General features: G+C 31.9%; 18 protein-coding genes, 1 riboswitch and 1 other annotated feature. Of the genes, 15 read left to right on the forward strand and 3 right to left on the reverse strand.

Features of this window, described 5'->3' with window-relative positions; all coding sequences use genetic code 11:
• The first annotated feature begins 416 nt into the window (after nucleotides 1-416).
• From CER22_RS18945 to CER22_RS18955, 3 genes are all read left to right on the forward strand, one after another.
• On the forward strand, nucleotides 417-2,204 hold the full coding sequence (locus tag CER22_RS18945; RefSeq protein WP_098133340.1) for a PAS domain-containing sensor histidine kinase: 1,788 nt from the start codon (nucleotides 417-419) through the stop codon (nucleotides 2,202-2,204).
• Between the two features lie 222 nt (nucleotides 2,205-2,426).
• The gene (locus CER22_RS18950) at nucleotides 2,427-4,553 is read left to right on the forward strand and encodes a peptidoglycan D,D-transpeptidase FtsI family protein (RefSeq protein WP_088609356.1); all 2,127 of its coding nucleotides are present in this window, start codon (nucleotides 2,427-2,429) and stop codon (nucleotides 4,551-4,553) included.
• 336 nt (nucleotides 4,554-4,889) lie between these two features.
• Entirely contained in the window at nucleotides 4,890-6,068 is a 1,179-nt protein-coding gene (locus tag CER22_RS18955) for a macrolide family glycosyltransferase (RefSeq protein ID WP_088609357.1), read from the forward strand.
• A 49-nt stretch (nucleotides 6,069-6,117) separates the two neighbouring features.
• On the opposite strand, the gene CER22_RS18960 is transcribed toward CER22_RS18955, so the two are convergent.
• A complete protein-coding gene (locus tag CER22_RS18960) occupies nucleotides 6,118-6,798 on the reverse strand; it encodes an aspartate/glutamate racemase family protein (RefSeq protein WP_088063596.1) in 681 nt (226 codons plus the stop codon).
• Between the two features lie 153 nt (nucleotides 6,799-6,951).
• A riboswitch (SAM riboswitch) is annotated at nucleotides 6,952-7,067 on the forward strand.
• A 138-nt stretch (nucleotides 7,068-7,205) separates the two neighbouring features.
• On the opposite strand from CER22_RS18960, the gene CER22_RS18965 reads away from it, so the two are divergent.
• The 4 genes from CER22_RS18965 (at nucleotide 7,206) to CER22_RS18980 (ending at nucleotide 10,501) form a co-directional block, all read left to right on the forward strand.
• Complete coding sequence (locus CER22_RS18965; protein ID WP_001038206.1) at nucleotides 7,206-7,754, forward strand: ECF-type riboflavin transporter substrate-binding protein; 549 nt, start codon at nucleotides 7,206-7,208, stop codon at nucleotides 7,752-7,754.
• Between the two features lie 10 nt (nucleotides 7,755-7,764).
• The gene (locus CER22_RS18970) at nucleotides 7,765-9,465 is read left to right on the forward strand and encodes an ABC transporter ATP-binding protein (protein ID WP_088609358.1); all 1,701 of its coding nucleotides are present in this window, start codon (nucleotides 7,765-7,767) and stop codon (nucleotides 9,463-9,465) included.
• Nucleotides 9,458-10,258, forward strand: coding sequence for an energy-coupling factor transporter transmembrane component T family protein (locus CER22_RS18975; protein ID WP_088609359.1), 801 nt, complete (start codon nucleotides 9,458-9,460; stop codon nucleotides 10,256-10,258). Before CER22_RS18970 ends, CER22_RS18975 begins: the two co-directional genes overlap by 8 nt.
• Before the next feature lie 135 nt (nucleotides 10,259-10,393).
• Nucleotides 10,394-10,501: a YjcZ family sporulation protein gene (locus CER22_RS18980; RefSeq protein WP_000120182.1), complete on the forward strand. Its 108-nt coding sequence runs from the start codon at nucleotides 10,394-10,396 to the stop codon at nucleotides 10,499-10,501.
• A gap of 92 nt (nucleotides 10,502-10,593) precedes the next feature.
• On the opposite strand, the gene CER22_RS18985 is transcribed toward CER22_RS18980, so the two are convergent.
• Complete coding sequence (locus tag CER22_RS18985; RefSeq protein ID WP_088063599.1) at nucleotides 10,594-11,862, reverse strand: sensor histidine kinase; 1,269 nt, start codon at nucleotides 11,860-11,862, stop codon at nucleotides 10,594-10,596.
• Between the two features lie 85 nt (nucleotides 11,863-11,947).
• Nucleotides 11,948-12,829 carry a protein kinase gene (locus CER22_RS18990; RefSeq protein WP_088063600.1) on the reverse strand — a complete coding sequence of 294 codons (882 nt, stop codon included), beginning with the start codon at nucleotides 12,827-12,829 and terminating at the stop codon, nucleotides 11,948-11,950.
• A gap of 127 nt (nucleotides 12,830-12,956) precedes the next feature.
• On the opposite strand from CER22_RS18990, the gene CER22_RS18995 reads away from it, so the two are divergent.
• The 8 genes from CER22_RS18995 (at nucleotide 12,957) to CER22_RS19030 (ending at nucleotide 22,399) form a co-directional block, all read left to right on the forward strand.
• Nucleotides 12,957-13,469: a GrpB family protein gene (locus CER22_RS18995; RefSeq protein ID WP_088063601.1), complete on the forward strand. Its 513-nt coding sequence runs from the start codon at nucleotides 12,957-12,959 to the stop codon at nucleotides 13,467-13,469.
• 114 nt (nucleotides 13,470-13,583) lie between these two features.
• Nucleotides 13,584-14,114: a hypothetical protein gene (locus CER22_RS19000; protein WP_061678537.1), complete on the forward strand. Its 531-nt coding sequence runs from the start codon at nucleotides 13,584-13,586 to the stop codon at nucleotides 14,112-14,114.
• 12 nt (nucleotides 14,115-14,126) lie between these two features.
• Nucleotides 14,127-14,801, forward strand: coding sequence for a response regulator transcription factor (locus tag CER22_RS19005; protein ID WP_071723193.1), 675 nt, complete (start codon nucleotides 14,127-14,129; stop codon nucleotides 14,799-14,801).
• Nucleotides 14,798-16,213 carry a HAMP domain-containing sensor histidine kinase gene (locus CER22_RS19010; RefSeq protein WP_088063602.1) on the forward strand — a complete coding sequence of 472 codons (1,416 nt, stop codon included), beginning with the start codon at nucleotides 14,798-14,800 and terminating at the stop codon, nucleotides 16,211-16,213. Before CER22_RS19005 ends, CER22_RS19010 begins: the two co-directional genes overlap by 4 nt.
• A gap of 107 nt (nucleotides 16,214-16,320) precedes the next feature.
• Complete coding sequence (locus CER22_RS19015) at nucleotides 16,321-17,307, forward strand: zinc-binding dehydrogenase (RefSeq protein ID WP_088063603.1); 987 nt, start codon at nucleotides 16,321-16,323, stop codon at nucleotides 17,305-17,307.
• Nucleotides 17,308-17,556: 249 nt separating this feature from the next.
• On the forward strand, nucleotides 17,557-18,156 hold the full coding sequence (locus CER22_RS19020) for an undecaprenyl-diphosphatase (RefSeq protein WP_088063604.1): 600 nt from the start codon (nucleotides 17,557-17,559) through the stop codon (nucleotides 18,154-18,156).
• Nucleotides 18,157-18,520: 364 nt separating this feature from the next.
• On the forward strand, nucleotides 18,521-20,659 hold the full coding sequence (locus CER22_RS19025) for a penicillin-binding protein (protein WP_088609360.1): 2,139 nt from the start codon (nucleotides 18,521-18,523) through the stop codon (nucleotides 20,657-20,659).
• A 177-nt stretch (nucleotides 20,660-20,836) separates the two neighbouring features.
• Nucleotides 20,837-21,095 (forward strand) — a binding site (T-box leader).
• A gap of 65 nt (nucleotides 21,096-21,160) precedes the next feature.
• Nucleotides 21,161-22,399 (forward strand): MFS transporter, encoded by a 1,239-nt coding sequence (locus tag CER22_RS19030; RefSeq protein WP_088609361.1) that lies wholly within the window; start codon nucleotides 21,161-21,163, stop codon nucleotides 22,397-22,399.
• Nucleotides 22,400-22,479: the final 80 nt, after the last annotated feature.

Genomic DNA, 22,479 nt, shown 5'->3' on the forward strand with positions numbered 1-22,479 from the left:
TATTAGGGGTAAGGTATTCTATGAGATTCATAGAAGCCTTATTACTTTTTATTATATAGAATATATTGGAATAAATGTTTATATTTTTCATATTAATTGTGAAAATTTTATGAACTTTATATTTTTTGTATTTTTATACTACTAAAATCGATGTGTATGACTCTGATATTAAAATCCGGTTTCTGCATGAGTATCCGTTTTAGATTGGTCGTACATTCAGAATTAATATGTGATGAACAAAATACGTACTGATTAAGGATTCATTTTATACGCAAATTCTTCTCTATTTTAATTGAAAAATAAAATTTATTCGAATAATTATTCTGCAGCTATATACCTAAAGGCACATTCTACGTATAATGGAGAAGTATAAATTTTGAATTTGTATTAATTTTACATATTGAGGTGAAAAAGGAATGAATGCGCGGCTAATGGAACTTATTGATGTGAGTACAATAGAAACCATGGCAGAACAGTTTTATAAATTAACCAACATATCACATCAACTTCTTGATGCTGAAAAAGAATGTATATTTTCTTTTGGAATAAATGAAATGAAAATATGTAAACTTCCCAAAATTGAAATCCCCATTTTTTTATACAATCAACATTTAGGATCTTTTGTAGTATGGTCAAACAAAAGTGACATTTTCAATTGTCAAAAATACTTTGAAATGCTTTCAAATCTAATTATAGATGGAGCAACAAAGGTATTTCAAAGTAAAAATACAACGTTGCTTTCTCGAAAAGAGGAGGAACTGCATACCATTTTACAAAACATGCCTGTTATGGTTGATGCGCTTGATTATAATGGAGATTTTGTATTGTGGAATCGGGAGTGTGAAATTGTAACAGGTTATACAGCTGAAGAAATAATAGGGAATCCAAATGCCCTACAATTATTGTACCCAGATCATAATTATCGTCACCAAATACAAACGAAATTTTTAACGTGTGGAAAAAATTTCAGGGATTGGGAAATGCACTTAACATGTAAAAATGGTGAAATCAAAACAATCATGTGGTCCAATATATCAGAACAGTTTCCTGTAACAGGATATAGCTACTGGGCTGTCGGGGTAGATATTACACATTTAAAAGCGATAGAAGACCAGTTAAAACAACAAACGTCTGAATTGGAATTAATTTTTAAGGCTTTACCAGATTTATGTTTCTTAACAGAAGATGATGGCACAATTATAGATTATAAAGCAGGATCCCCTTCGAAATTTTACGTACCGGCACAAGCTTTTATGGGAAAAAAGTTTTTCGAAGTATTACCATCTCCAGTAGCACAGCAGTTTCAGGAAGCAATTCATCAAGTGAAGGAAAAAGGGACGAATGTAATTGTTGAATATCCACTTACAATTAATGGGAGTGTCGATTTCTTTGAAGCTAGATGCTTACCATTATTACATGATAAAATTATGATCATTGTACGCGATATTACAGAACGGAAAAAGACAGAAGAATTGCTAAATAAATCAGATACACTTGCAGCAATTGGTCAATTAGCAGCTGGTGTGGCTCATGAAGTGAGGAACCCATTAACTGTCATTAAAGGGTTTATACAGTTATTTCAAATTAATAAAGAAGATCAAGAAAAATATTTTGATTTAATGCTTTCTGAAATTGAAAGAATAGAAGCGATTCTTCAAGAGTTTTTATCAATTGCTAAAACAGATGAGATAAATACAGAACAAAGAAATATTTATCAAATTTATAATAATGTCGTATCGTTAATGAATACAAAAGCAATTATGACGAATATTCAAGTGGAACTATATGCAGACAACAAAGACATAAGCATTGAATGCTCAGAAAATCAATTGAAACAAGTGTTTATTAATATTTTGCAAAATTCAATCGAAGCTATGCCAGATGGCGGGAAAATTACAATTCATATTAAAGAGATAAACGATGAAGGTGTCATTATTCATGTAATTGATGAAGGAATAGGGATACCTGAAGATAGAATTAAGAGATTAGGTGAGCCTTTTTATAGTACGAAAGAAAAAGGTACCGGTATCGGATTAATGTTAAGTTATAAAATCATTGAAAGTCATCAAGGAAATATAAGTATTATGAGTGAAGTTGGAGTCGGGACAACAGTAACGATTTACTTGCCGAAAGCTCAGAGCGAAAAATCTCTATCAAATTATGATGATAGATTCGAATCAATACGTCCAATTATTAACTCTTAAATTACTAAATCCCCAATAACCAAAAGCTTAACTTTTGGTTATTGGGGATTTTTATATTTAATTTAGTAAACTTTACCTTTTCTTAACCTTTGTTTTAATTTCTATTAAGTTTTTATCAGTATATTAATATTTGTGCAAAGTACTGTATAGAAAATGTGCATTACTTTTAATATATAGATTCAATTATTAGTAGGAATTCGGTAAGGAGGAGATTATGACAAGGTGAAAAAGCATGAGAAAAAAAGTGGTAGAGCAATACCGACGCGGTTAAATATTTTATTTCTTTGTGTATTTTTATTATTTTCTGCAATGATTATACAGTTAGGTAAAGTGCAAATTTTCGATGGAGAGACTTATAAAAATGAAGTAGAAAAGAGAGAAAATGCAACTGTGAGCCTATCTGTCCCACGCGGAAAAATATTTGATAGAGAAGGCAATCCAGTAGTTGATAATAAATCTTTACGTACAATTACATATACAAAGATGAAAGGTGTAAAATCAGAAGATATATTAAAAACTGCAAGACAACTTGCAGACATAATTGAAATGCCGCAAGAAGATATAGCTAAGTTAACTGAGACAGATAAGAAAGATTTTTGGATGCAATTAAATCCGAAACTGGCTGAAAATCTAGTATCGAAAAAAGAAATAGATACATTTAGAGAAAAGGATATTAGCGGCAAGAAGCTAGATAAAAAAATAGAAGAGTTAAAAAGAAAACGGGTTACAGATAAAAATCTTCAGGAATTAACAGAGAAAGATATAAAAGTGTTAGCTATTAAAAGTAAGATGACTTCTGGTTATCAAATGGCTCCTCAAATTATTAAAAAAGATGTTAGTGAAAAGGAATTTACTATAATTAGTGAAGGTTTAGCGAATCTCCTAGGTGTAGACGTATCGGTTGATTGGGAGAGAGTGTATGTAAATGATGGATTATTCCGATCTGTTCTTGGAAATGTTTCTAATTCCGATGAAGGATTACCAAGTGAACGATTAGATTACTACTTGGTACGTGATTATAGCCGAAATGATAGGGTTGGAAAAAGTTATATTGAGCAGCAATACGAAGATGTACTTCATGGTACAAAAAAAGAAGTCAGAAGCGTTGCAGATAAACAAGGTAATACAATTAGAACGGAAATCGTTTCTGAGGGAAAGAGCGGTAAGAATTTAACTTTAACAATAGATATGGAATTACAGAAGAAAGTAGAAGAAAGTATTGAAAAAATATTAAAGACATATAAAGGGTCAGAATCCATGTTGGACCGTGCTTTCGTTGTGATGATGAATCCGAAAAACGGACAAGTATTATCCATGGCCGGGAAAAGACTTGTAGAAAAAGACGGAAAAACAGAAGTTGAAGACTATGCATTAGGCACAATGACTAGTTCTTATGAGCTTGGATCAACAGTGAAAGGTGCGACAGTTTTAACTGGATTTGAAACGAAAGCTATAACACCAGGCACTTATTTTTATGATGCACCTATGAAGTTTAAAGGAACAAAGGAAAAAAAGTCTTGGAAAGAGTTTGGAAATATTGATGATTTAAGAGCGTTACAAGTCTCTTCAAACGTTTATATGTTTCATACAGCATTAAAAATTGCAGGTGTAGATTATGTGAAAAATAGTTCATTAAATATTAAACAGGAGTACTTTGATAAAATGAGGTATTATTTCAGGCAATTTGGATTAGGTGTTCCAACGGGTATTGATTTACCAAATGAAATAGCTGGACAAATTGGTAAAAAAGATAATCAACCTGGTTTCTTACTAGACTACTCAATTGGCCAGTATGACACCTATACGCCACTTCAACTTGTACAGTATATTTCAACAATCGCAAACGGTGGATATCGAATGAAGCCACAAATTGTTCAAGAGGTAAGAGAGCAAACGTCGCAAAAAGATGAGATTGGTAAAGTGGTACATGCAGTAGAACCAATCGTTTTAAATAAGATAGATATGAAAGAGGAATATATAAATCAAGTAAAAGAAGGATTTAGAAAGGTATTCCAAGAAGGTGATGGAACAGGAGTAAGGGCGTTCCAAAAAGCATCTTATAAGCCAGCAGGTAAAACAGGGACAGCACAGACAGTATACGGTGGAGAAAGTGATATTGGAAGAAATGAAAAAGGTGAGCGAAGAGAATGTTATAATTTAACGTTAGCAGGATATGCGCCGTATGATAATCCTGAAGTAGCATTCTCTGTAGTTGTGCCGTGGGTTATTAATGATAAATCTGGTATTAACTCTGATATTGGAAAAGAAGTTTTAGATGCTTATTTTGAACTGAAAAATAAGAGATTGACTGGAGAAACTATAAAAATAGATAGCTCTCAAGAAGGTTAAAACATATGAAATAGTACAGAAACTAGAGTCGACTTATTTAGAAATAGGTTCAAAATGGGTGATAGGGAGGTAAAATCATTCTATCAATTATTCACATTTTATAAAATAAATCATATATTGATAGCATAGGACAAGCTGAAAAGCTTATTCTAACCTCACAGAACACTCCTTATCACGGTTTGGCATCTACTTATGTAGATGCCTTTTTTAATTTAATCACTAACAATTATTTATCAACCTAAAGTAGCAAGCATATTAGGACTATTAGGTGAAGATTGACGGTAATAATTACAGTATGCTTAATAAGCGAATTGAAATGTAAGGAGTGAGAAATAAGTGCTAAATATTTTAGTGGTTAATTTTCCAGCAGAGGGACATGTAAATCCTACATTAAGTTTAGTCAAAGCCTATACTGAACGAGGTGATCACGTACATTATATTACGACAGAACAATTTAAAGGCAGAATTGAAGATTTGGGAGCTACTGTATATACACATCCAGATTTATTAAAGGAGATTTCTATTGATTCTGAAACTCCAGATGGGCTGAATTCTTTCTTTCGTGTACATGTTCAAACTTCTTTATATATATTAGAAATTACGAAACAATTATGTGAAAACATACATTTTGATTTCGTAATTTCTGATATATTTGGCGCTGGAGAGTTAGTAAAGGAGTATTTACAAATTCCAGGCATAGTTTCTTCTCCTATATTTTTAATTCCTCCAAATTTTTTGGAAACATTACCTTTTCATCCAAATGCAGAAATACCATTCCAACCTGATAAAATTTCTGAACAGTTACTATATCAAATGGAACATGAATTTGGAGTAACACCTAAAAATAATCTTCAATTTATGCATAACAAGGGAGATATTACTCTTGTGTACACAAGTCGCTATTTTCAACCTAATAGCGATTTATTTGGAAGAAATAACATTTTTATTGGACCGAGTATTTCAAAGCGTAAAACAAATGTACAGTTTCCATTTGAATTACTTAAAGATAAGAAAGTTATTTATATTTCAATGGGGACACTGCTTGAAGGACTCGAACCATTCTTTAATACTTGCATTGATACTTTCTCGGATTTTGATGGAATAGTTGTAATGGCAATTGGTGATAGAAATGATTGTTCGAAAATTAAGAAAGCGCCAGACAATTTTATAATTGCTTCATACGTACCCCAATCAGAAATATTAAGTGAAGCAGATGTTTTCATTACACATGGTGGTATGAATAGCGTACACGATGCCATTTATTTTAATGTCCCATTTGTTATAATTCCACACGATAAAGACCAGCCAATGATAGCGCAAAGATTAACTGAACTTGAAGCAGCACATCGGTTATTGAAAGAGAATGTTAATGTGCAAACTTTAAATGAAGCGGTAACAGACGTTCTTTCAAATGAAAAGTATAAACATGGTATACGAAAACTGAATGATAGTTTTTTAGAATGTGGTGGTACTAAAGAAGCAATTGCAGTGATTACATCTCTTTTAAATAAATAGTTTAGACAAGATAAAAGCATAGAGGCACTACCTTTATGCTTTTATATTATTATACTGCAAACTGCACAGCAGTATTTGCATGTAAAAAAGCGGTATCAAAAACAGGTACAGTAAGGTCGTTTTGGGAAATGAGCAATGGTATTTCGGTGCAGCCTAGCAATATACCTTCTGCGCCATTTTGAATTAATGAGTTTGTAATTTGTAATAGCTTTTCTTTTGATGTTTCTGAAATAATTCCTTTACTTAATTCATTTAAAATAACATGATGAATAAAATTTCTTTCCTCTTTATTTGGAATAATTGTCTCAATGTTATAGTTCGCTAGACGTGATTTATAGAAGTCTTGTTCCATCGTTTGTTTCGTACCTAAAAGTCCGATCCGTTTTATATTCTGCTCTACCATTTTTTTAGCACTTACATCACCAATGTGAAGAAGTGGAATAGATATTGCCTGTTCTACTTCTTCAGCAAATAAATGGACCGTATTGGAACACATTAATAAACATTCAGCCCCGGACTTTTCAACCTTTTTTGCAACTGTGACTAATTCGTTTTTCACTTCTTCGTATTGATGATTTTGTAATAAAGTAGTTACTTCACCAAAGTCCATGCTATATAAAACAAGCTTCGCATTTTGATCGTATTGAGAGAGTGTAAGTGTATTAATATGTTTATAGTATAACGATGTAGATTCCCAACTTAGTCCACCAATTAAACCGATTACTTTCATCGTATATTCCTCCCGTAACTATTTTGAATTCATTATTTCATAATTCCGATAAGAATACAATGATTTAAATGTACCGTTAAACGAAAAATAAAAATAATTAGAAAAGTGTTGAAATTTACACTTATTAGTGCCATAATACGAATTACAAATTAATACTTATCCAGAGAGGTGGAGGGAACGGCCCTATGAAACCTCAGCAACCCCTATATAAATTTATAGGAAGGTGCTAATTCCGCAGAGGACACGATGTGTTTTTTGGAAGATAAGAGGATTCTTGAACGTGAAGAAAATGACCTCTTATGTAAGGGGTCATTTTTTGTTGTATAGAAAGGGAGTGTCGATGCATAATTCATTTTCAAAATAAATATAGAGTAATAAAAGTTGACTAATACGGGAGGGGAATTGTAATGAACAAATTATCAACGAAGTTAGTAGTGGCAATCGGAATTGGAGCAGCATTATACGGGATATTAGGACTTTGGGGATTTTCTATTGCACCCAATACATTTATTAAACCTGCATTAGCTATTTTAACCGTTTTTGGAGCGTTATTTGGTCCAGTGGCAGGACTTTTAATAGGGCTTATCGGTCATACCGTAACGGATACAATCGCTGGTTGGGGTATTTGGTGGGGATGGGTAATTAGTTCAGGCATTATCGGATTTGCAATGGGACTCATTCAAAAAAGAGTTAGCTTTAGTGTGAAAAACGGGACGTATAATAAGCGGGATATTTCTTATTTAGCCATTACTGGGTTAATTGGTATTGTCATTGCTATTATATTTGCTGGGGCATTCGATGTTATTGTGATGGGAGAACCATTTGACAAAATTGTTATACAAGTATTAGGAGCAACAATTGCTGATGTTATTGTATTTTTAGTTCTTGGATTGCCAATTACAATAGGTTTAGCTAAATCTAATAAGAAACATACACATTTAAAAATTGAAAAGTAGGGATGTTAACATGCAACCAATCATTTCTTTTGAACAATTCAGCTTTCAATATGAACATGCTGCGCAACCTACTGTAAAAGACATTACATTTCATATATACCCTGGAGAAAAAGTACTAATTGCTGGACGTAGTGGTTCAGGAAAATCAACATTAGCTCATTGTATTAATGGGCTAATCCCATTTTCTTATGAAGGGAGTAGTACTGGAACTATTTCTATTGCGGGAAAAGATCCGAGGAAAGGGAGTATTTTTGAACAGAGTAAACAGGTAGGAACAATTTTGCAAGATCAAGATGCACAATTTATTGGTCTTACAGTAGAAGAAGATGTAGCTTTTTATTTAGAAAATGAATGTGTAAATCAAGATGATATGAAAAAGATTGTTTCAGAATCATTAAAAAAGGTAAAGATGCATACTTTTCATAAACAAAGTCCGCATGAATTATCAGGAGGGCAAAAACAAACTGTTTCTTTAGCCGGTCTGTTAACGACAAATGCTAATATTTTATTGTTTGATGAACCGTTAGCGAATTTAGATCCAGTAAGTAGCTTACATACGATAGAACTTATTAAAGATATACATAAACAATATAATAAAACAATTGTACTTATTGAACATCGAATAGAAGAAATGTTCAATCTGGATTTAGATAAAATTATTTTAATGGATGAAGGGGAAATCGTTGAGATAGGAACACCAGAAGAGATTTTGGCCTCAAATATATTACCATCTATTGGCTTAAGGGAACCTATGTACATTGAAGGATTAAAGAGATTACAGTTTGATAGTAATAATGAGGTAATATACCCACTTGAAAATCTTCAAAGAGAAAGTGTTCGTAGCGCAATAAATGAGTGGATGGAGAAGCAAGTTTTTTGTAAAAATACTCCTAAAAACAAAGAAATATTGAAAGTAGAAAATTTGTCGTTCTCCTATTCTAATAAACAAAAAGTATTAGACAATGTAAATTTCTCCATTAAAGAAGGGGAAATTGTTGCACTTTTGGGTCATAATGGTGCTGGAAAATCTACATTAGCTCATAGTCTTATAGGCATAAACAAAACAAAAAATGATAGGATTGTATTTGATGAAGTAAATATCAATTCTTGGTCTATTCGTAAACGTGGTGAAGTCATATCTTATGTAATGCAAAATCCAAATCATATGATTACACAACCTACTGTTATAGAAGAAGTTTCATTTTCATTAAAATTAAAAAAGGTTTCAAAGGAAGAAATTAAGCATAGAGCGGAGGAAACGTTAAAAATTTGTGGCTTGTATCCATTTCGAAATTGGCCAATCCAGGCATTAAGTTACGGACAAAAAAAGAGAGTAACGATTGCATCTGTACTAACAACCAATCCGAAACTTATTATTTTAGATGAACCGACAGCGGGACAAGATCATTATCATTATAAACAGTTTATGACGTTTATAAGAAAACTAGCTGCAAAGGGAATATCTTTTATTTTTATTACACACGATATGAATCTCACATTAGAATATGCAGACAGAGCGATAGTTCTACATGAAGGAGAAATTATTGCGAATAATACTGCATCTACTGTATTAGGGAATTCAGAAACTTTACATAGAGCGCACTTAGGGGAGAGTTCTTTATTCAAACTCGTTAAATTAAGTGGTATTGCAAAACCTGAAAGATTTATAGAACTTTATTTTGATGTTATGAGGAGGGAGGAAGGTGTATAATACATATTTTCATCGTATGGATGGAGCAGTGAAATTGTTGTTATTTATTTTTTGCATGACGCTTACTTTTTTATTTTTTGATTTTCGCGTATTGCTATTTGTATTTATGATTGGATGTATCGGACTTTTAGTTGCTAAAATTCCATTTCGTAAAATTTTTATTGTTTTTACTGTTATATTTACATTTAGTTTATTAAATTCTGTCATGATTTTATTTATTACACCAACTCATGGATCTGAATTAACCGAATCATATACTTCGTTTTTACATATCGGATATGCAACAATTACATATGAAACATTATTTTATGCAGCTACACTTTCATTAAAATATTTTACGTTATTACCATTTACACTTATTTATATATACACGACTGATCCAAGCAAATTTGTGAGTAGCTTAAGTAAATTTCGAATTCATTATAAGATTACATATGCAATAAATATTGCATTACGTTATATACCTGATATTCAGTCCGAATATAAAGTTATTAAACATGCACAAGAGGCGAGAGGAGTAGCTTTTGAAAAAGGAGAAGCAAGTTTATGGATTCGTATGAAAAACCGTGTCTTAATTTTTTGGCCTTTAATTATTCATTCACTAGATAGAATCGATACAGTTTCAAATGCAATGGATTTAAGAGGATTTGGAAAGAAGAATACACGAACTTGGTTTTATACAAATAAAGCGAAAAGCGGGGATTTCATTGCTTTATTTGTAGGTATTTTTATTTTAATTGTTGCAGTGTATTTAAAGTTACATGTATTTCAAAACTTTTGGTATCCATTTTAAAGCACTCTCAAATGAGTGCTTTTACTTATTTTTATGTGGACATGCTCAAAAAAGGGATATTTACATAATGTATAATACGAACCAGTTAAAATGATCAACTACCTATTAGTTTTCAAACCAAAAGGAGGAGAAAATATGAGTTACGGTGGTTCTTGTGGTTTTGGTGGAGGTTTCGCGTTATTAGTTGTGTTATTTATTTTATTAATTATCGTTGGATGCAGCTGCTGGGGCGGAGGGTACTAATTTCTAATTAGTCTCCACAAATGTAAACTAAAAAAACATAGAAGATACTTATGTATCGAAACAAATAAAAAAGGAGCAATTATGCTCCTTTTTTATTTGTTTTCAGATGAGTTCATATTACATTTTGGCAATGTAATTGTCAAAGTTGTACCTTTATTAATAACGCTTCGGATTTTCAAACTACCTTGCATCGTTTCAATGATTTTAACAGCAACCATTGTACCTAAACCTGTACCTTTTGTTTTTGTACTAAAATATGGTTCGCCAAATCGATTTACTTGCTCTTGTGACATACCAATTCCGCTATCCTCAATTCGAATAATAACTTTATTATTACTAATAGATGAGGAGATATGTAAAGTACCACCATTAGGCATTGCTTCAATCCCATTTTTTATTAAGTTTAAAAAACATTGTTGAAAGTGCTGTTTATTGCCTACAATTGTTGCTGTGGAAAAATCTTTTGTAATATGTATTGTATTCATATTGCATAATGGTAAGATCATATTAATAACTCGGTTCAACTCTTGTTCTACTGAAATATGATCTGATTTTTCTGAAGCAGGTTTGGCAAACGTTAAATAATCATCAATAATTCCTTGTGCACGATGTAACTCTTCAAGTATATGTTCAATATACTCGTCTCTTGATTCTGGAGTTAAATTAGGTGTTTTTAAAAGTTGAGTAAATCCTTTTACGACAGTTAAGGGGTTTCTTACTTCGTGCGATATACTAGCAGCAAGTTGGCTAACAATCTCCATTTTTTCCATTTTAATCATCTTCGATCGCATACATACTGCATCTTTTAAAACTTCATTAAAATAAATGCCAAACAACATCAAAATGGTTGGTAATATTATGAAATAAATAATGTACAAATTATTCACTTCAAAATCTGATAAAGTTAATACAATTACAGTTGTAAATATTGCTAGAAAAAATGTTAAAAACATTCCATAAGCTACTTTAATTTTTCTATTATACTTATTAAATTTTGCGGATGCGAATGCTGTAACGATAAACATTGTTCCATAAACTAGTATTGTTAACATACTAAATCCATAAAATGAAAATCTTGTAATTAATAAAATAGCAAACAAAATGATACCAACAGGGAAGCCACCATAAAGTGTGCCTATTATAACTGGTATTTGTCTTAAATCATGAATACAATTTTCATCCATATAGATTGGATAGCGCATACATAAAATAAGAGGGATACTCGTACAAAGGATAATAAGTAATTTTTTATATTTCTTTAAATAGCGTCCGCTATCATATATAAAATAAAAAATAAATATACTACTTAAAATGTAAAGAAGATTATTTAATACGTTTTGATTAATATAAACAAAGTTCATAATATTTTCCTCGTTATTTTGAATTTCCATTTTATATGTATTATACATGATTATAGTAGAAACTTTATGTTTTTAATAATATAGGTTATATCTTTTCAGCATTTGCCACGTTTATCCACTCTTCATAAAATACTTTAACTGATTCATATCGTTCAGCTCGGCTTTCATTTACAGCACGATACGCTATTTCATATAAATTCCTACTTGCTTCCCATTTTGTAAAGGAACGATCTTTTCCATCTCCTAAAATTTCGAAAGCCATCGCCCCCATATTAAATACATTTGTTCTTGCATCAATCATAGCATTTAGCTCAAATTCTTCAGGAGACATAAAACGCGAGGAGCCCCATAATCTTCCCATTTTATTCACATATGGTTTTTTAGAATATAAATCAATATCACAAATCTTCGTCTCATTTGTATGAAAATTATATAAAATACTACCGTCATAAAAATCTAATGCTACATAGTTTTTCTTTTCGACATATGTATGGAAAGAAAAGATGGAATGTAATGATTGAATTCGTTCCATAACTGATAAATGTTTAAATTTATAAAATGGAGAGCTTGGATTAGTATATTTTTCAGGAGGCGGAAAACTCCAATGCGAATGGAGACATTCACCATCAAACCAATCGAAAATTAATACATATCCAGAGTGAACTGGAAAGTGTTCAATTAGTTTTATAAGCGAGTCATGCTTTAATTCCTCATATAGGAAAACCGATTTTTTTAACCTTTCAATAGCGTCTTTCACAGTTCCTTCATATGCAAGTGTTTGTGCCCCTGCATATTTAATAAATTTCTTACGCCCATCTTTTTCTACACCAAAAGATAGATTGCCTGAATCTTGCTGGTCAAAAACCGCAAATACGTTTCCTAATTTCAATAGCCAATCAAAATTATGATGTTCTTTTAACTGGAATGTAACTTGATTCAATTGAATTTCAACTGGAATATCTTTCATATTATACCTCGCATTTATTATAATAAAGTTGTATATTTCAGTATTCGACATATTTTGTGAAAATCCTATGTTAATCACATGAAATTTTATAAATATAATAATAAAAGATTATAAGAGGGTGGATAAAATGGAACAACAAATCGTTATTAAGCCATATGAAAAAGAATGGCATAAAGAGTATGTAATAGAAAAAGAGAAATTTATTTCTTTATTCGGAGGAGATTGTATTGCTATTGAACACATAGGGAGCACATCTGTACAAGGATTAGGAGCGAAACCTCTAATTGATATGATGATTGGTGTAACTGATTTGAAAATTACGGAAAAGTGGATTGAAGCGTTATTAAAAATTGGATATGAGTATGTTCCAAAAGAAACACCCAATCGACGTTTTTTTAGAAAGGGAAAATGGAGAGCTGGTACCCATCATTTGCATGTTTATATTTATAATAGTGAGGAGTGGAAGAATAACATTTTATTTCGTGATTTTCTTATAGAACATAAATGGGCACAGAAAGAATATAGAGAATTAAAAGAGGAACTTGCAACTACATATCCTTTTGATCGTGTTTCATATACAAAGGAAAAGGCACCGTTTATTCAAAAAATAATACAGGAAGCTAAAAAGATCGCTAAATAAAATTAAGTGATCTTCAAATTCTCATTTTATTTTAATCTTTCTCTCATGTTCCTTTCTTTTTAATTTGATATTCTGCTTGTTACAGAAGGTTTATAAGGAAGGAGCTTGAATGAATTGGAGAAGCTACTAAGAAATAAATATTTTCATTTGTATGTTAAAATTATAGGCATTACTATTATTTTTTGTAGTATAGCATTGTTATTTATTAATGTAATATACGGCAACGCATTAAATATGAAATGGTTAAATAAGAAATTAGGTTCTTTCGGTGAATACGGGGCAATTTTAGCTGCATCGTTATGGATTTTACGTCATATATGGTTATTTTTAAAAAAGAAAAATATAATTGGGTTTAAATTGATAAAGGATGTATATCTTTTTATTAAAAAGTTTCACGTATTAATTGGATATACTGTATTAGCTGTATCAATTACTCATGGCATTTATTTTTTATTAAAAGGAAGTCGGCATCTGCTTATATTTTATAGTGGTATATTCTCTCTTTTCATTTTAATCATACTAGGAATCGTTGGATTTTTCTTACAGAAACATAATAAAAAAACAAACTTGATATTGTATAGAAAAGCACATCAAATCATTGCAATTATATTTGGGATAGGATTACTCATTCATTTAACTGTATAGGAGGAATTACTGTTGCAACACATATTAATTATTGAGGATGAGGAAAGTTTAGCTGATTTTTTAGAATTAGAATTAAAGTATGAAGGATATAAGGTAGACATTCAGTTTGATGGAAGGAAGGGATTAGAAGCCGCACTTGAAACAAATTATGATCTTATTTTACTTGATTTAATGCTGCCTGGGTTAAATGGACTAGAAGTGTGTCGTAGATTAAGGGCAACTAAAAATACACCTATTATTATGTTGACTGCACGCGATAGTATTATGGACCGCGTGACAGGATTAGATAGCGGAGCCGATGATTATCTTCCGAAACCATTTGCAATTGAAGAGCTGTTAGCGCGAATGAGAGTTATATTTAGACGAGAAGAACATATAGAAAATAAACATGTTTCATCTCTTACATTCAAAGATTTACAGCTCCAGATTGAATCGCGAACGATTACGAAAGGAAATGAAGAAATCGAACTAACAAATAAAGAATTTGAACTATTACTGATGTTTATGAAAAATATTAATAGAGTACTTACCCGTGATGTTTTATTGGATCAAGTATGGGGATATGACGCGATGGTTGAGACAAATATCGTTGATGTATACGTTCGTTATTTACGTAACAAGTTACATAGTGTAGATAAGGAGGAATATATCCAAACGGTCCGCGGTGCTGGATATATAATGAAATGATCAAAAATAGTGTGCATCGAATTCGAAATCTACCTATAAAGTGGAAATTAACACTTTGGTCCACTACTCTAGTATTTATTTTATTCATTTTATATAGTGCTCTGCAGTTTATTGTAATTAATAAGTGGACTATAGACTATGAACAGAAACAAATAAATAGACAAGTGACAGAAATAGCGGCCTATTTCCAAGATAAAAATGATAGCCTTTCGAGTAAAACGTTTGAAAACAGTAAAGATTTCTTAAACAATATGATTGATAAACATCAAATGATTCGTATTATCGGTATGAACGGGAAAACAATTGTTTCTGTTTCTCGAGAGTTTAATGAATCGTGGATAAAACCAAAACAAGTTACACATGAGGAATTATTTATAAAAAGACATGTAGAAGATCGCATATTAGTTAAGCGTATACCAATTCAAACAAAAGAGTTCACTGGTACCATTGAACTTACGAAAAACTTAGAGGCTTTCGATCATTTATTAAAAATTATTCTAGTGGTAATGGTTATTGCCGGAATATGTGGATTAATCTTTAGTTTTTTAGGTGGGCTACTAATCACGAAAAAACTATTATCAAGCGTTCAAAATATAACGGATACGATGAAACGTATAAAGAAAAATGGACTAAATGAACGGGTTCCAGTACGTGAAAATAATGATGAACTTGCAAAATTATCGTTTCTTTTTAACGAAATGATGGATGAGGTAGAAACTTCTTTTACACAACAGAAGCAGTTTGTAGAAGACGCATCCCATGAACTGAGAACACCACTAACAATTATTCAAGGACATTTGTCTATGTTAAATCGGTGGGGGAAAGATGATCCAGCAGTTTTAAATAAATCGCTTCAATCCAGTTTAAAGGAAGTTGATCGTTTAAATAAGTTAGTTTTAGAATTGCTAGAACTATCAAGAGCTGAATCAGAACAGATGCATCCAATCGCAGCTGATCCAGTCCATGTAAATAGCATATTAAAACAAGTCTCACAAAATTTTGCCGTACTTCAAACTGAATTTCAATTTGATATGAAACTGGGTGGAGATGTGGCATATGTCTCAATACCTTCATCTTACTTAGAACAAATTATTATTATCGTAATGGATAACGCAGTGAAATATACAAAAGAAGTTAATAAATATATTTGTATTGAATCTAGTGTACAATCAGGGAAAGTTAAAATTTGTATCATAGATCGTGGAGCGGGAATACCCGAAGCTGATTTACCTTTTGTTCTTAACCGCTTTTATCGTGTGGACAAAGCAAGAAGTCGAAAACAGGGTGGAAACGGTCTAGGTTTGTCTATTGCAAAACGACTTGTAGAGAAATACAACGGAACGATTCAAATAGAGAGTAAAGAAGACGAAGGAACAATCGTTACGATTACACTGCCTACCGTTTCACTTTAATAATTCAAAAAGAAGGGATGTTTTGTGCATTCCTTCTTTTTTACGGTCAAATTATTTTGTTTATTTCGAACTTTCTAGTACATTAGAAATATAAAGGGGGAATAAAAATGAAAGCTATCGTACATCAATATAAAGCTGGATTTGAAGGGGTAGAATATAAAGTATTACCAGAGATAACACCTAATGCTGGAGAAGTGAAAGTGAAATTAAAATCAGCCGGCTTAAATCATCGTGATTTATTTATAATGAATAACAGAAAAGAAATGCAATTACCATTAGTTCTAGGGTCAGATGGTGCAGGTATTGTTACGGAAATTGGAGAAGGGGTTTCAGGTGCTTTATTGAAAACCGAGGTTATTATTAATCCTAGTATTGGATGGGATAATATTGCAGAAATACCTGAGTTACCAGAGGTGTTAGGTGGACCGAAGGATGGAACGTTTGCTGAATATGTTATTGTGCCAGCTGAAAATGTAGTGGAAAAACCGTCATATCTTACTTGGGAAGAGTCTGGGGTTCTATCTTTATCGGCACTAACTGCATATAGAGCGCTTTTTACAAAGGGTAGATTAAAGTGTGGAGAACATGTTTTAATTCCAGGCATAGGCGGCGGTGTAGCGACATTTGCCATGTTATTTGCAAAAGCAATTGGTGCAAAAGTAAGTGTTACTTCAAGGGTAGAGAGTAAAAGACGGTTTGCCGAAACATATGACGCAGACTTTTCTTTTAATAGTTCTGGAAATTGGGAAGAGAGTTTAAGCGGAGAGAAAGTAGATTTAATAATTGATAGTATAGGTCCAGCAACATTCTTAAAATACTTTGATGTATTAAAACCAAATGGGAGAATTGTTAATTTTGGTGCAAGCTCAGGAGATAAAATTGAATTACCATTACGAGCATTATTTTATAATCAAATCGATATAATGGGAACATCTATGGGTAGCCGTGAGGAATTTCATGAAATGGTTAAGTTTATAGAGAACCATAAAATTAAACCAATTATTGATAAAGTATATTCGTTAGAAGAAGCTATTCAAGCGTTAAGTCGTATGGAACAAGGAGAACAATTTGGTAATATCGCACTTCGTATGTAATAAAAATATGATTTCGCAACTAGTATATTTAAATAGCTATGTTATGTATTCTACACATAAAAAGCATATGATTCGTATTATTTGAAAGGTTTTTCAGCTTTATACATAATTAGCCGTTATAATTAGTCTTACTATTGTCAAATGAGTACTAGTAAAATGAGAATTAGATGAGAAAAGTTTAAGCCCATTTTCATATTGATGTTGTATACTGTGTAAATCAAGAACGCTTTTATTTAAGGAGAGAGTATTATGAATTACACAGTATTTCAATGGTTTAATAATTTTGCTGGATCATCCAAACTATTAGATACGCTAATGATTGCTATTACAAATAGTGCTGTATATGTAGCAATTTTGTTTATGTTTATCTTATGGTTTAATAATGGAAAGAAAGTCAATGCCATTAAAAAACAATATACAGTGTTATATACGACACTTTCAGTCATTATCGCTTTACTAGTAAATGTTGTGATACATGCGGTATATTACCATCCACGTCCATTTGTATCACATGATGTACATCAATTAGTACCACATGCAGCAGACTCATCATTTGTTAGTGATCATTCAGTACTTGTATTTTCCATTGCATTTGTATTTTTACTTAGAGGAGAAAAACTTAAATATGTCGCTCTTATTTGGGCAGTATTAGTCGGTGTATCACGTATGTACGTAGGTGTTCATTATCCTCTAGATATACTTGGTGCTGCTTTCTTAACATTTATTACGAGCGGCTTAGTAATGCAAAGTACACGTATGTGTGAACCAATAGCGAGATTTGTATTTAAAATGTACGCATTGGTAGCGAAACGAATTCCTTTTCTAGCGAAATATAATCATATAGCTTAATTTTTATAAATAACTATTTGTAAGTTTGTTTAAAAGTTCGCCTTTGGAAATCCAGAGGCGAACTTTTTTATTGTGCATAAGAAAAGGGTATTTGCATTAAAAGAGTGGCGAAAGAACAAGTAGGTTAGCACCTATTAAATTTGTAGTTTATTATAAATTAATCATCACGTTACGGAATATTCATAAATTTCACGCACCGTACTATAAATAGAAAAATAAAATAAATACAGAAACAATAACTACTTTCAGAACGATTTAAAGGAATTAAAAGGTAAAGTTCGAAACATATAGTATTGAAAGCAAAAAACTACATAATTTAAAGCACACCATCGTAGCAATTAATTGTGAAAGAAAGGAGATAAATATGCATAAACTTGAAACGAATAAAGGTGCGCGGTATTTTATGGTTGCTTTTATTGTTTTGTTTCTTATTATGCTTTTGCGGTTTTTCTATATTCAGGCAGTAGGTGTCGTACATAATGTAGATGTAAAAGATCTAGCAATTGAACAACATAATAAAAATGGTGTTTTGGAAGCGAATCGTGGCACAATATATGATCAAGCTGGAAAAGTGTTAGTCCAAGATTCCACAACATATCGTGTTGTTGTGAATTTAAAAGGAACAAATAAAGTGAAAAATAAAGATGAAACTGCAGAGCGATTAGCTGATGCGCTTGAAATTGATAAAGAGGACGTATTAAAAAATTTTCATGATGGACGCACGCAAGTTGAAATTGGAAAAGTTGGCCGGAATTTATCTAGAGAAGTAAAAGAAAGAATTGGAAAATTAAAAATTCCAGGGGTATCTTTTATGTCAGAAAAAGCAAGAGTATATCCAAATGAAGATTTTGCATCCTATATACTTGGTTTTGCGAGACCTGACGATAAAGGAAATACAGAAGGAAAATTTGGACTTGAAAAGAGCCTGAATAAATATTTGCGCTCTACAAACGGGAATATAGAATATGTGGGAGCACCAAGAGGAATCCCGCTTACAAATGATATAGGGAAAATAGAACCAGCTAAAAATGGGAATAACGTATACCTTACGCTCGATAAACAAATTAATAGTTTTTTAGAAGAAGCGATGAATAAAGCGCAAGAGCACTATGATTCTTCTATGTTAGTAGGAATCATAGCGGATCCAAAGACAGGGGAAATTTTAGCAATGTCTAGTAAACCTAGTTTTAATCCTAATAAAGGCGATATCGAATATTTTTTAAATGATCCAATCGCAAATGCATACGAACCAGGTTCAACAATGAAAATATTTACGTTAGCTGCTGCAATAAATGAAGGGGTATATAACGGGAAAGAATATTTCCAATCTGGAAAATATTCAGTTGGTTCATCTGATATAAAAGATCATAACGGTGGGTTTGGATGGGGATCTATTACATTTGATGAAGGCTTCGAAAGATCATCCAACGTAGCTTTTTCTATTTTAGAAGATCAGTTATTGAAACCGGATAAATTTAAGCAATATATGAATAAATTTGGATTCAACCAAAAAACCGGAATAGATTTACCTGGCGAAAGTAAAAACACATTATTATTAAATACACAAATTCAACAAGTCACAACTTCTTTCGGACAAGGTTCTACAGTAACTCCCATTCAATTAATCCAAGCAGCTACTGCTATAGCAAATGACGGAAAAATGATGCAACCATATATCGTTGACAAAGTTGTAAATCCAATAAATAAACAAGTTATTATGGAAAATCAACCGAAAGAAATTGGGAATCCAATAAAAAAAGAGACAGCGGACAAGGTAAGAGACTTAATGGAGCGTGTTATTACGTCTTCAAAAGGTACTGGTACAATGTATAAAGTGGATGGTTATCCAATAGGAGGTAAGACAGGAACAGCGCAAATTCCGAATCCTGAAAATGGACGATATATGGAAGGAAAAGAAAACTATATTTTTTCATTTTTAGGAATGGCTCCGATTGATGACCCAGAGTTAATTGTATACTTAGCTATTAAGCAGCCAAAGTTAAAGGGAGATGAGTATGGAGCTCAGCCGCTCGCTGAAATATTTAAACCAGTTATGAAAAATAGCCTTGAATATTTAAAAGTGAAACCATATACAGAAAAACAAATGGCAGATGCAACGAAACGATCCCAATTAAAAGTACAAAACTATGTCAATCAATCAATGGATACAGTAGAGAATAGTGTGAAAAAAGAGAAGCTCCAACCGATAATTTTAGGCGAAGGAAAAATAATAAAACAATATCCGCAATCTGGTGAAGTAATGAGTGAAGGGGATCGTATATTTTTATTAGGGAAGAACGCAATAATGCCAAATTTACAAGGTTGGTCCATGCGTGATGTTATGTATTTCTCTAAACTATTAAAATTAGAATTAAAGACTACAGGTACGGGCTATGTAACGAGTCAAAGCATTGAAAAGGGACAAGATATACAAGAAGGCGATGCATTAGAACTAAACTTAGAACCACCTTTACAACCGTTAGTAGAGGCGAATACAAATTAATTCGGACAAAGTGAAGGGTCTATATACAATAGGCTCTTTATTTTATAGATTTAAGTAATTTCACGCACCGTAATTTTTAGAAAAAATAATAAATAAAAGAATTAACAGAAACACGTTATTAAATATCTGATTATTTTTTATTTACAGTTAAATATTTCTGTGATAATATGGAAAAAATCAAATGCAGTGAAGAGAAGAGTAAATAAAATGAATTTTTCACAGAGAGCTCCATTTAGCTGAAAAGGAGTAAAAATTCTTTATTGAACCAAGCCTCTGAGCAGCACATCGGAACCTTTTATTAGGGGGTGGTGTGACGGGAGCTCCCGTTATAGAGCTATGGTATAAGCATGATTTACAATGCAGTACCTGATAAGGTTAATATGGCGACATATTAACAAACTAGGGTGGCACCGCGATGATAAATCTCGTCCCTAAGACTAAAAGTCTTGGGGGTGGGATTTTTTTATTGTTTCAAAACAATTTGGAAAACGGGGGCCTAAAATGAAAAACTTACTTAAAGATTGGAAATATCCTTTATTACTACTGTCTGGAGTTGGTATTGCGAATTTAGGGGCATGGATTTACTTAATAGCACTGAATGTACTTGTCTATAATATGGGAGGCTCAGCCTTAGCTGTTGCTACTTTATATGTAATTAAACCATTAGCCGCCTTATTTACAAACGCATGGTCAGGAAGTATGATTGATCGTTTAAATAAACGGAAGTTAATGATTCACCTCGATATATATCGTGCGGTATTTATCGCTATTTTACCTCTACTTCCATCACTTTGGATTGTTTATGTATTCGTATTCTTTATCAGTATGGCCAGTGCAATTTATGAGCCAACTGCTATGACATATATGACGAAATTAATACCAGTAGAGAAAAGACAACGTTTCAACTCATTACGTAGTTTAATAGGATCTGGTGCATCATTAATTGGTCCAGCGATAGCGGGAGTATTGTTAATAGCAAGTACACCGGAGTTTGCTATATATATAAATGCTATAGCATTTCTCTTATCAGGAGTAATTACATTGCTGTTACCTAATCTTGATAAAAAATCCGATATTACTACGTCAAATGATAAGTTATCTTTAGCTGTACTAAAAAAAGATTGGAACATCGTTTTAAATTTCAGTAAAAAATCTTTATATATCGTTTTTGTGTATTTCTTATTTCAAGGGATGATGGTTTTAGTTGCCGCAACTGATTCACTTGAATTGTCATTTGCGAAAGAAGTTTTATTGTTAACAGATAGTGAATATGGCTTTTTAGTTAGTATTGCTGGAGCCGGGTTTATTTTAGGAGCTATAACAAATACAATTTTATCCAAAAAAATAGCGCCTTCATTTTTAATTGGAATAGGATCATTATTCATAGCAATCGGTTATTTAATTTATGCTTTTTCAAATGAATTTTTAATAGCTGCTATTGGATTCTTTATTTTATCTTTCTCTATGGCGTATGCAAACACAGGATTTTATACCTTTTATCAAAATAATGTCCCTGTCCATATCATGGGACGGATTGGGAGTATATATGGGCTTGTGATTGCGGGCATCACCATTTTAATTACGATTTTGTTCGGAGTTGCAACTCAATTTATTTCTATACAACTTGTGGTTATTGTAGGCTCATTGGTAATGCTGCTTATAACTATCATATTGTGTGTATTTACTTTATTGCCCTCACATTCTAAAGTGCATTCCTCTGAGTCAATCAATTCAAAATAGTAATCTTGGTTTTGATTTACGGTATTCAATAGGAGGGTTTACCCTCCTATATATGGAAATATAAGAAGGGTGAACAATAT

The sequence above is a fragment of the Bacillus sp. K2I17 genome (assembly GCF_002209985.1).
Classification (GTDB): domain Bacteria; phylum Bacillota; class Bacilli; order Bacillales; family Bacillaceae_G; genus Bacillus_A; species Bacillus_A wiedmannii.

Bases quoted from the DNA above. Each gene is read 5' to 3' on its own strand.
- CER22_RS18945 (WP_098133340.1), top strand. From the start codon at position 417: ATGAATGCGCGGCTAATGGAACTTATTGATGTGAGTACAATAGAAACC.
- CER22_RS18960 (WP_088063596.1), bottom strand. From the start codon at position 6,798: ATGAAAGTAATCGGTTTAATTGGTGGACTAAGTTGGGAATCTACATCG.
- CER22_RS18965 (WP_001038206.1), top strand. From the start codon at position 7,206: ATGAACAAATTATCAACGAAGTTAGTAGTGGCAATCGGAATTGGAGCA.
- CER22_RS18970 (WP_088609358.1), top strand. From the start codon at position 7,765: ATGCAACCAATCATTTCTTTTGAACAATTCAGCTTTCAATATGAACAT.
- CER22_RS18980 (WP_000120182.1), top strand. From the start codon at position 10,394: ATGAGTTACGGTGGTTCTTGTGGTTTTGGTGGAGGTTTCGCGTTATTA.
- CER22_RS18985 (WP_088063599.1), bottom strand. From the start codon at position 11,862: ATGAACTTTGTTTATATTAATCAAAACGTATTAAATAATCTTCTTTAC.
- CER22_RS18990 (WP_088063600.1), bottom strand. From the start codon at position 12,829: ATGAAAGATATTCCAGTTGAAATTCAATTGAATCAAGTTACATTCCAG.
- CER22_RS18995 (WP_088063601.1), top strand. From the start codon at position 12,957: ATGGAACAACAAATCGTTATTAAGCCATATGAAAAAGAATGGCATAAA.
- CER22_RS19010 (WP_088063602.1), top strand. From the start codon at position 14,798: ATGATCAAAAATAGTGTGCATCGAATTCGAAATCTACCTATAAAGTGG.
- CER22_RS19015 (WP_088063603.1), top strand. From the start codon at position 16,321: ATGAAAGCTATCGTACATCAATATAAAGCTGGATTTGAAGGGGTAGAA.
- CER22_RS19020 (WP_088063604.1), top strand. From the start codon at position 17,557: ATGAATTACACAGTATTTCAATGGTTTAATAATTTTGCTGGATCATCC.
- CER22_RS19025 (WP_088609360.1), top strand. From the start codon at position 18,521: ATGCATAAACTTGAAACGAATAAAGGTGCGCGGTATTTTATGGTTGCT.
- CER22_RS19030 (WP_088609361.1), top strand. From the start codon at position 21,161: ATGAAAAACTTACTTAAAGATTGGAAATATCCTTTATTACTACTGTCT.